At 66.8% G+C, this 9,585-nt stretch carries 8 protein-coding genes; 6 read left to right on the forward strand and 2 right to left on the reverse strand.

Annotated features, from left to right (window positions below; all coding sequences use genetic code 11):
- Positions 1–23 precede the first annotated feature (23 nt).
- The 3 genes from ACMZ6R_RS01390 (at position 24) to ACMZ6R_RS01400 (ending at position 2,825) form a co-directional block, all read left to right on the forward strand.
- On the forward strand, positions 24–932 hold the full coding sequence (locus tag ACMZ6R_RS01390; RefSeq protein WP_416108925.1) for a hypothetical protein: 909 nt from the start codon (positions 24–26) through the stop codon (positions 930–932).
- 98 nt (positions 933–1,030) lie between these two features.
- Positions 1,031–1,471, forward strand: a complete 441-nt coding sequence (locus tag ACMZ6R_RS01395; RefSeq protein WP_416108927.1) for a response regulator — start codon at positions 1,031–1,033, stop codon at positions 1,469–1,471.
- Positions 1,472–1,628: 157 nt separating this feature from the next.
- Positions 1,629–2,825, forward strand: coding sequence for an NAD(P)/FAD-dependent oxidoreductase (locus ACMZ6R_RS01400; RefSeq protein ID WP_416108928.1), 1,197 nt, complete (start codon positions 1,629–1,631; stop codon positions 2,823–2,825).
- Here the strand turns inward: ACMZ6R_RS01400 and ACMZ6R_RS01405 are convergent.
- Complete coding sequence (locus ACMZ6R_RS01405; RefSeq protein ID WP_416108929.1) at positions 2,770–5,439, reverse strand: PEP/pyruvate-binding domain-containing protein; 2,670 nt, start codon at positions 5,437–5,439, stop codon at positions 2,770–2,772. The genes ACMZ6R_RS01400 and ACMZ6R_RS01405 overlap by 56 nt on opposite strands.
- Positions 5,440–5,690: 251 nt before the next feature.
- Here ACMZ6R_RS01405 and ACMZ6R_RS01410 point away from each other — a divergent pair, with 251 nt between their 5' ends.
- Together ACMZ6R_RS01410 and ACMZ6R_RS01415 are read left to right on the forward strand one after the other, a co-directional pair.
- The gene (locus tag ACMZ6R_RS01410) at positions 5,691–6,071 is read left to right on the forward strand and encodes a PadR family transcriptional regulator (protein ID WP_416108931.1); all 381 of its coding nucleotides are present in this window, start codon (positions 5,691–5,693) and stop codon (positions 6,069–6,071) included.
- Entirely contained in the window at positions 6,056–7,492 is a 1,437-nt protein-coding gene (locus ACMZ6R_RS01415; protein WP_416108932.1) for an SLC13 family permease, read from the forward strand. The genes ACMZ6R_RS01410 and ACMZ6R_RS01415 overlap by 16 nt, the downstream gene beginning before the upstream one ends.
- Here ACMZ6R_RS01415 and ACMZ6R_RS01420 read toward each other — a convergent pair.
- A complete protein-coding gene (locus ACMZ6R_RS01420) occupies positions 7,442–8,515 on the reverse strand; it encodes a diguanylate cyclase domain-containing protein (protein WP_416108934.1) in 1,074 nt (357 codons plus the stop codon). The genes ACMZ6R_RS01415 and ACMZ6R_RS01420 overlap by 51 nt on opposite strands.
- Before the next feature lie 121 nt (positions 8,516–8,636).
- On the opposite strand from ACMZ6R_RS01420, the gene ACMZ6R_RS01425 reads away from it, so the two are divergent.
- Complete coding sequence (locus ACMZ6R_RS01425) at positions 8,637–9,395, forward strand: hypothetical protein (RefSeq protein ID WP_416108935.1); 759 nt, start codon at positions 8,637–8,639, stop codon at positions 9,393–9,395.
- Positions 9,396–9,585 lie beyond the last annotated feature (190 nt).

The following is a 9,585-nucleotide window of genomic DNA, read 5'->3' on the forward strand; positions in this document are numbered from 1 at the left end:
ATGACCAGCCAAAGGAGACGCCCATGCGCCGTGTTTCCCTCGCCCTCTTGGGCCTTGTCGTCAGCGGGCTGCTGCTTGCCGCGCCGGCTGTTGCCGCCGATTCCGGGGCACTGCCCGAACCGTTGCCCGCTCCCGCGCCGCAGCCGGAGGCTGCCCAGGCAGGGCCGCAGGCGACGCCGCAGGCTCAGGTTCCCGGCGACGTGCGACGTCATGTTTCCGACGCCCGGGTCTTTTCCGCCACCTCCACCTGCTTCTACGGGCCGACCATCGAACGGGGCCAGGCCAGGTATCTGTGCGCCAGCCAGACCCGGGGCAAGCTCATCGACGCGGCCGCATCGAATCTGGCCGCCGATCCGGCCGTGACCCGGCTGCGGCTTTCCCGCCGCGACCTGCGCGCTTTTGCCGACAGTCTCATGCGGGTGTCCGTGGCCGACGAGGAAATACGCCCCGTGCCGGACGGCACCGCCGTGCGCCTGACGCTTCGGGCCGAGACCCCGGCCGAGGCCCTGGAGACGCGTCTGGCCGCCTTTGCCGCCGATGGCAACCTTCGCGCCGCCGCCCTGGCCGAAACCGCCAAACGCGACCGTCTGGCGGCCGAGGCCCGCATGGCCGCCGTGCCCTTTGGCGCGGACCGGGAATTTAAGGCCAAGGGCATGGAAAACAAGATGCGCGAGGATGCTTCCTTCGCCGCCCGGCGCGTCGTGCCCGGCATGTCCATGCCCCAGGTCAAGGAACTCATGGGCGACCCGGCCGCCCTCAAACAGGCGATCATCGGCCTGGAAACCTACGTCTGCGCCGGCTACGGCCGCATCTGGGTCGTCTTCCGCGACGGGCTGGTCTCGTGCCTGCGCACCCGGCTCGATTATGTGGACCGGTATGCCACGGACTGCCACTGCGCCGGTAATTACACGACAATACTGAAAAACGACTAGGAGTTGCCTCGCTTGACAGAGCCCCCGGCCACTGGCTAGTGATGACTTTTGGTATCGCTTCCCTCGCCGTCTCCCGACCCATAGCCGCCGGAGGTTCCATGAGGGCGCTTATTGTTGATGACGATTTTTACAGTCGTAGCTTTCTTGAATATATTCTGCACCCCTACGCCAGGTGCGACGCGGCCGTGAACGGCGAGGACGCCATCATGGCCTTCAAAAAGGCCCTGGAAGCCGGGGAGCCCTATACCCTGATTTTCATGGACCTGCTCATGCCCGTCATCGACGGCCCGCGCGCGCTCAAGGAAATTCGCGAGATCGAAAGCGATTTCGGCATCGCGGACGGGGTGGGCTGCAAGATCGTCATCACCTCGGTCCTCGAAGACGGCGAGGACACCCACAACGCCATGTACCTGGGCGGCGCCACGTCATTTCTGCAAAAACCCGTGGACGAAAACTCCATCCTGGCCGAGTTGACGCGCCTTGGCTGCATCACACCGGGCAGTGGAGAAAAAGAGGGCGCCAGAGGGAAAACCCTGTAAAAAGGGCGATCGCCCCTTTCCACGCACGCTCTTTCCTCATTTTCTCCTTTTACGGGTGATTAAAGCCCATTCCCTCCCTTCATAAACGTCTTTGGAAAGAGGGTCTGGGGGAAAACTTTTCTTCAGAAAAATTTTCCCCCGGTGTATGCTGCGCGGCATGCGCAAAAGACTTGTCCTGGCCGGCGGCGGCCACGCCCATCTCTTCACCCTGTCCCGGCTCGGCGTTTTCGGCGATGCCGGTATTGCCGTCGCCTGCGTCGCGCCAGGCCCCTTTCTCGCCTATTCCGGCATGGGTCCGGGCATGCTTTCCGGCCGCTACGCCCCGGAGGACCTGCGTTTCGATATCGCGGCGATGCTGGATGCCGGCAACCGCCAGGCGCGAAGCGCCTCCCGGTTCCCCTCTGACCGGGCCAATGGGGCGCGAAGACACGTCTTCGTCCAGGGCCGCGTGGCCGGGATCGATCCGGAGGGGAAACGGCTCCTTTTGGAGGACGGCCGGGAGCTTGCCTATGACGCGGTGAGCTTCGGCCTCGGCAGCGTGGTCGACGCGCCGTTTCCCGTCGAGGGCGAAGGGGTCTACACGGTCAAGCCCATCGAAAACCTGCTTGCGGCCAGGCGGGCCATCGAATCCCGGGTGGGGTCCGGAGAGGCGGTGCGGGTGGTGGTGGCCGGAGGCGGGGCCTCGGCCTTCGAGGTGGCGGGCAACGCGCTCGGGCTCCTTGCCGGCCTGGGCGTCGCCAAACCGCTTGTGACCGTGGTGGCCGGGCGCGGGCTGCTGCCGGGCTGGCCGGTACGGGCGAAAAGACTGGCCCAGGCCTCACTTGCCCGCCGGGGGGGCAGGGTTCTTTGCAACCGCGTGGAGCGGTTCGATGGGGACCGGGTGATGCTCGTTGGCGGCGGGACGCTTCCCTGCGACGTGCTGCTCGTGGCCACGGGTACGCGCCCACCCGGGATTTTCACCCGAAGCGGCCTGGCGCTGGCCCCGGACGGGGGGCTCTCTGTCAACGCCTTTTTGCAAAGCGTGCTGTATCCCGACATCTTCGGCGGCGGCGACTGCATCCGTTTCGCGCCAACACCGCTTCCCCGGGCCGGGGTCTACGCCGTGCGCCAGGGACCGGTCCTGTGCGCCAATCTGCTGGCTCGCCTCGCCGGCCGGGAACTGACGCCTTTTCGCAAGACCGACACGAACTTCCTGGCCCTGCTCAATTGCGGCGACGGCCGGGCGATCTTGCGCAAGGCGCCGCTGATCCTCGAAGGCCGCTGGTGCATGGCGCTCAAGGACTGGATCGACCGGCGGTTCATAGGCTCGTTTGCGCCTGCGCGTCCGCCTCGGGGATCTGGCAGGCCGGCATGACATGCCCCGGCGTGCCGACCACCTTCTCCAGGTCGGCCAGAATCTTTTTCTTGTAGCTTTGCACCAGCGGCTCGTTGTGCATGATCATGTCGAGCTGGCGGGTGTGCATGAGCATGTAGCCGACAACCTTCAGCGCCGCCAGCATCTCCGGCACGGCCCCGCCGCCGAGCCTGGCGAACGACGCGTCCTCGTTGACCTCCACGGCAAAGCCCCGCACTTCCAGAATCTCGGCCACGAACTCGGCCCGACGCCGGCGGCGCGAGTATTCCGCCGCCCCGCCCTTGAACTGGAAGCTGGCGTAGTTCTCCTGGGGCCGCTCGCCCACAAGCGCCTCCACCGTGCAGAAGTGGAAACCGAAGCGCGAGCTGAGGCACATGTAATTGCTCGAAATCATGAAATAGTTTCGCTCGGCGAAGGACGAATGCGTGGCGGCCTCCAGCTGCGGATTGGTCGAGGCCTGGGCGACGATGGACAGAAACCCCCGCCCGTCCACCGGCGGCGGCCCTTCCCACGGCACGGCCACGATGCCGTCCCACAGCGCGCCCACCGGGATGCAGCAGATCTCCTCGAGCTTGACGTACTTGCCCGGTACGTCATGGGTGAACCCGTCGTCGAGGTTGAGGAACCACCACTTCATGGCCGTGCCCCGGTACTTGAGCTGCTTGGCCGCCCGCTTGGAGAACCGGAACTCCTGGCCGAAGGCGAACATCTCGGTCACGGACTTCTCATGGCAAAACCGGGTCACGTCGTGGAGCGTGCGGCAGTTTTCCGGGGCAAACTCCGGCACGTTGGGATCGAGCAGGTAAAGCGGCGTGATGGAGTCCATCACCCGACGCAGGATGGCGTGCATGGGGGTGACCCGCTCCGGGGCCGGGGCCCGCGAGGCGGCCGCCGACGCGACAAGCTCCCGCACAAGCCCCGGATAAACGGCCCGGCCATCGGCGTCCACCGTGACCACGGCCTCCGGGACCAGAAGCCGCGTCGCGCCGGCAAGGCCCATCAGCGCCGGCACGTGAAATTCCCGGGCCACATTGGCCAGATGCCCGGCCGCGCCGCCCTTTTCCGTAACAATGGCCGCGACCCGGTCGATGATGGAGGCATAGCGCGGCGGCGCCTCGATGCTGACCAGCACCCCGCCGCGCGGAAAACGCAGCAGATCGGCCTCACGGCGCACCACGAAGACCGGCCCCGACCCCACGCCCGGGCTGGCCGTCGCCCCGCCGGCGGCCAGCGTCTCCCCGTACACCCGGCGCGGCGTCCCGTCGTCCCCGCCGCCCGGCAGCTGCACCAGCTCCCGGCACTGGAGAAACTGGATCTTGCCGGCCGTGTCCACGGCCCATTCCACATCCACCGGCGAGCCGTACATGGTTTCCAGCCGCACCGCCGCCCGGGCCAGCTCCAGGGCCTGGGCATCGGTGAGACTCGGCTCCCCGGCCCGTTCGCCGGCGGTTTCGGTGCGGCACACGCCCTCGCCGGGCAGACACACGAACACCTGATCCTTGTCCCGTATATGGCGCTCGACAAGACGCGGCGGATCGTCCCGGGAGACCACGAACTCGTCGGTCGCCACCGACCCGTCCACCACGGACTTGGGCAGGCCGAACGCACTGTGGATATGTATGGCGTCGTCGCGGATATCGAGCGGATTGCGGGAATAGATCACCCCGCCGGAAGCGGCGTCGACCATGACCATCACGCCCACGCACATGGCCACGTCCTCGTCCGGGATGCCGCGGCTTACGCGGTAGGTCATGGCCTGCGGGCTGTACTTACTGGCCAGGACCTCCTTGTAGGAGGTGAGGATGTCGTCGCTGGAAACGTTGAGTTTGGAGGAAAACTGGCCGGCGAAGGTCTGCCCGGCCTCGTCCTCGCCCAGGGCGGAGCTGCGCAGCGAAACCGGCACGTCCCGGCCGAAGGGCGCGCACAGTTCCTTGTAGGCGCCCTCGATGGCCCGGGCCACGTCGTCCGGTACCCTGGCCTCGGTGATGGCGTTGCGGATGCGGGAGCTTAGGATCAGCAGGTTGGCCTGGTCGTCGGGACCGGCGGTCTGGAGCAAGCGGTTGACCTCGTCGACAAGGTCGTTTTCCTCCATCAGCCGATGGTAGGCCCGGGCCGTGACCGCGAACCCCGGCGGCACGGGCAGCCCGGTGCGGCGCACGATCTCGCCGAGCCCGGCCACCTTGCCGCCGACCGCATCGGCCATGTGGCGACCGGCCTTGGCAAAAGGCACCACCAGCACCTCCGAGCCCTCGGGCGCGTTTTGCTGGAGGCATTCGCCGATGCCGCGCTGGATTTCCTTGAGTTGCGGATACAGAGCCGCGTACCTGTCCGGGGCGATGGCGTTTAAATGCTCGACCATCTTGTAGACGTTGACCGAGGCGGCCGTGGAATGGGCCCGGATAAAGGACATGCCGAAGGTGCGCCGGCCATGCAGCGCCTCCTCCATTTCGGACATGATCTCCAGGGCCTTCTTGTTGGCCGTTAAAAGCAGCTTGAAGTGGTGGTAACGCCTCTTGAATTCGGCCTGGATCGCTTCCCCGGACGCACCCGAAGCGTCCTCCGGCTCCCCGTCGGAAAAAAGCCCTGCCAACGCGCGTTTTATCGTGCCGAACACGTCGCCCCCGCATGGCCGGATACCCGGCCGGATTGGCATTTTTCGCTCCACAAAACATGTACCGTTTTGGAACAAGGTTGGCAACGCGCCCCTGGCAAGGGGCAGGGAAGAGGCGATGCCTCCGGCGTCCAGGGGGAAACTTTTTGAAAAAAGTTTCCCCCTGGACCCCCTTCAAAAACTTTCCCTTCGAAATATAATTTACATCTAGATGTAAATTACAGTAAGATGTAAAAAACGGTATGGAGGCCACCATGACTACGGAAAAAACCAAGGGCTACCGCCATCTGCCCGCCTTCTTGCTCCTGGCCCTGGCCCACGGACCGGGCCACGGCGCGGCCCTGCACAGCCGCATGCAGGGCCTGCTGCCGGTGCGCGACACGGATTCCGGGGCCATCTACCGCACCCTGGCCACCCTCGAGGCCGACGGCGAGGTCGTCGGGGCGTGGGACGTCAGCAAACGGGGGCCGGCCAAAAAGACCTACCAGCTGACCGAACGCGGCTGGGACCGCCTGGAATTCTGGCGCGGGGACATCGCCTACCGGGCGCGGCTTCTGGCCGCCTTTCTCGAGGACGCGGACGCCGTTCTGGCCGGAAAGCGCGGGGAAGGAGACGAGCCATGTCAAAAGCCGTGACCACGCCGCAAGGAAAAGGGCCGGACAGCCCCGGGGCCTTGTTGTCGCTGCGACCGCGCCAGGCGGTGTCCCTGGCCGCCATCGTCGTGGCCGGGGGTTTTCTGCTGACCGAAACCGCGGCGGGCGGTTCCTCCCTGGGCAAGGCCGCCATCGTCGTCGTGCTGGCCATCGGCCTGTGGACCACGGGCTGGCTGCCGGAATGGCTGACCGCCCTGGTCTTCTTCTCCCTTTGCATGATGGGCAAGGTGGCCCCGGCCGCCGACGTCTTTGCCGGGTTTTCCTCCTCCGCCACCTGGCTGGTCCTGGCCGGCGCGGTCATCGGCCTGGCCATACAACATACCGGCCTGGGCAACCGGCTGGCCTCCCGGCTGACCCCGTTCATCGGGCGGTCCTTCCCCAAGGCCGTGGTCGCCGTGTCCCTGTTCGGCCTGGCGCTTACCTTCGCCATGCCCTCGGCCATGGGCCGGGTCATGCTGGTGCTGCCGATCCTGACCGCCCTGGCCGATCAGCTCGGCTACCCCTTCGGCAGCAAGGGCCGTCGGGGCGTCATCCTGGCCGGCGTCTTCGGGACCTACCTGCCGGCCTTTGCCGTGTTGCCGGCCAATATCCCCAACACCGTCTTCATCGGCACCGTGGAGGCGGCCCTTGGCACACCGCCCAGTTACGGCCAGTACTTCCTGCTCCACTTCCCGGTGCTGGGGCTGTGCAAGGCACTTATCCTGCTTCCCCTGCTCATGCGCCTCTACCGCGACACCCCGCGCCTGCCCGAGGGCGACGCCCCGCGCCCCGCGACCAAGGCCTCGCCCCGGGAAATCCATCTGGGCATTGTGCTCGCCATTGCGGTGGGACTTTGGGCCACGGACGGCTGGCACGGCATCCCGGCCGCCTGGGTCGGCATGCTGGTGGCTGTCTGGTGCCTTTTTCCGGGAAGCGGACTGATGGGGGAAAAACCGTTTTCCGCCTTGAAATTCGAGCCGATCGTCTATGTCGCCGGCATCGTCAGCATGGGGGTCATCGCGGACCGCAGCGGCCTGGGCCGGCAGGTCGCCGCCTGGGCCCTGTCCTTCCTGCCCCTTGCGCCAAACGCCCCGGGCCAGACCTTCGGCATCCTCTCGGGCCTGTCCACGCTGGTCGGGCTGGTTGTGACCCTGCCCGGCGTGCCGCCGGTCATGACGTCCCTGCTGCCGCCCCTGGCCGGGGCCACCCACTGGCCGCCCCTGGCCGTGGCCATGACCCAGGTGCTCGGATTCTCCACGGTCATCCTGCCCTACCAAGCCCCGCCGCTGGTCGTGGCCATCCAATCCGGCGGACTCGAGGCCAGGGACGTCGTGCGGCTGTGCCTGATCACGGCGGCCATCACCGTAGTCGCCCTATGGCCCCTCGACTTCCTGTGGTGGCGCCTGCTCGGCTGGATCGGCTGAAGGCCCGGGAACCGTATCTTGAGCCATACGCCAGGCATTGCGCCCGGCGTTTTTCGCGGCATACATGGCGGCGTCGGCCCGGCGCACCAGCTCCCCGGCACGCAGGCCGTCCTCGGGGAAAAGCGCCACGCCGACGCTGCCCCCAAGCTGGCAGTCATGGCCCGACACCGAAAACGGCTTGCGAAGGACCGCCACCATCTTGGCGGCTATGACCCCGGCATGGGCGGCGTCCCCCACTGCCGGCGTCAGGGCCACGAACTCGTCCCCGCCAAGCCGCGCCACCGTGTCGCTGCGCCGCACGCACCCGGCCAGCCGCCGGGCCGTCTCCTGCAACACCTTGTCCCCGGTCTCGTGGCCGTAGGCGTCGTTGACGCCTTTGAAACGGTCCAGATCGATAAAATAGACCGCCGCCCGTTCGTGGGACCGCTCGGCCAGGCGCAGGGTCTGGCGCAGCCGGTCCATGAAAAGCACCCGGTTGGGCAGGTTGGTCAGGCCGTCGTGCAGCGACATGCGGGTGATGAGTTCCTCGGCCCGCCGCCGTTCGGTGATGTCGTTGATGATGCCGTCATAGGCGACAAGCATGCCCGAGGCGTCGTAGTGCACGACCGGCGTGTTGCGCACATAGCGGATCGTGCCGTTTTTGTGGATGATGCGGTGCTCGATGGGGGCGGGATCGCCCTCCAGCACCCGGCGGGCATGCTCCAATACCGCCGGCCGGTCCTCGTCCGGGACCATGGCCAGCCACAACAGCGGATTGTCCTGGTATTCCTCGGCGGTGTAGCCGGTGACGGCCACGCAGTTGGGGCCATGCGCGGTGGCGACAGCCCGCCCGTCCGCAACCTGGACCGTGTAGACGTAATCCGTCACGCTCTCGAGCAGTCGGCGACAGCGTTCCTGACCCTGGCGCAAGGCCTGCTCCGTAAGCAGACACTCCTCATGCAACCGCTCAAGATCCTCGATGCGGCGGCGTAACACCGCGTTTTCCGCGGCAAGCGCGTCGGCACTGCGGGAGTCGGTGGCCATGGAGCACACTCCTTATGCCCACGCTAGCCCAAAGCCACCGGTTTGTCATGGCCCACCGGCCCTTGCCAAGGCAATTGGCAAAGGGTACGAGCAAAATGACCCTAAAAGCATGGAGTACGCCATGACGGTTGGAACCGACTACGCCGACGACCTCAAGCGCGAATTGCTCACGGAAATGGCGGACAATTTCTTCTCCCGCCGCTGCCGCCTGGACGAACGCCTGGAAGCCTTCGTCGGGTTGCGGGAAAAAGTCGCCCGACAGGGCCGACTCGCCCTGTCCCGCTGGCGCGCCTTTCGCACCCTGCTGTGCGACAGCCCCGAGGCCGACCGATTCCTGGAAGAACTGGGATTCGCCCCCCAAAAACTCCTGGCCATCCCGGATAAGGACAGCGTCGAGGTGCACCCGCGCCACCCCCTGGCCCTGACCGCCGCCGGCCGCTACCGCAAGGCCGTGCTCGCCGCCTACGACGACCTGCGCCGGGAGCTCGAACACTACAACGAAGGCGGTTACGCCCCGGACCTCCGCGATCCCAGACGCATGCGGCGCATCCCCGGCTATAACCACCTGATCGATACCGCCCGCGAAATCAACGCCGAGGTCGAGGCCGTCAATACCAGCCAATGCCCCTCGGACATGCTCCAATTCACCAAATCCCTCGACCCCGCGCGCCAGGAACAGGAATCCACCTGCGGCTTCCCCGGCGACGCCTGCAGCCTCAATGCGTCGCTCTCCTACACGCCGCTGGACCTCGACGCACTGGAAGCCCCGGCATTGCCCACCCCGCCGCCCCTGGAAGAAGTCAAGGACAACCTGGCCAACCTGGCCGACAGCCTCTACCGCCAAGACCCCACCGCCGCCGAAGCTGCGCTGCAGGCGTAGACGTAGGCGTAGGGCATACTGGGGCGCAGCCCCAGGCCCCGGCAGGGGCTCCGCCCCTGCACCCCGCCGGAGGGCTTATGCCCTCCGGACCTCCCGTTACCGGGTTGGGATGACGGGTGGAGGTGTTGGGGCTGGTGGGAACGGGTTGGTTGTTGCCGCAATCGGCCCGGCGACACGAGGCGCGAAGCGC

This window comes from Solidesulfovibrio sp. C21 (genome assembly GCF_047785625.1).
In the GTDB taxonomy this organism is placed as follows: Bacteria; Desulfobacterota; Desulfovibrionia; order Desulfovibrionales; family Desulfovibrionaceae; genus Solidesulfovibrio.

Coding starts and splice junctions, on each gene's coding strand:
- ACMZ6R_RS01390 (WP_416108925.1), top strand. CDS start 24: ATGCGCCGTGTTTCCCTCGCCCTCTTGGGCCTTGTCGTCAGCGGGCTG.
- ACMZ6R_RS01395 (WP_416108927.1), top strand. CDS start 1,031: ATGAGGGCGCTTATTGTTGATGACGATTTTTACAGTCGTAGCTTTCTT.
- ACMZ6R_RS01400 (WP_416108928.1), top strand. CDS start 1,629: ATGCGCAAAAGACTTGTCCTGGCCGGCGGCGGCCACGCCCATCTCTTC.
- ACMZ6R_RS01410 (WP_416108931.1), top strand. CDS start 5,691: ATGACTACGGAAAAAACCAAGGGCTACCGCCATCTGCCCGCCTTCTTG.
- ACMZ6R_RS01415 (WP_416108932.1), top strand. CDS start 6,056: ATGTCAAAAGCCGTGACCACGCCGCAAGGAAAAGGGCCGGACAGCCCC.
- ACMZ6R_RS01420 (WP_416108934.1), bottom strand. CDS start 8,515: ATGGCCACCGACTCCCGCAGTGCCGACGCGCTTGCCGCGGAAAACGCG.
- ACMZ6R_RS01425 (WP_416108935.1), top strand. CDS start 8,637: ATGACGGTTGGAACCGACTACGCCGACGACCTCAAGCGCGAATTGCTC.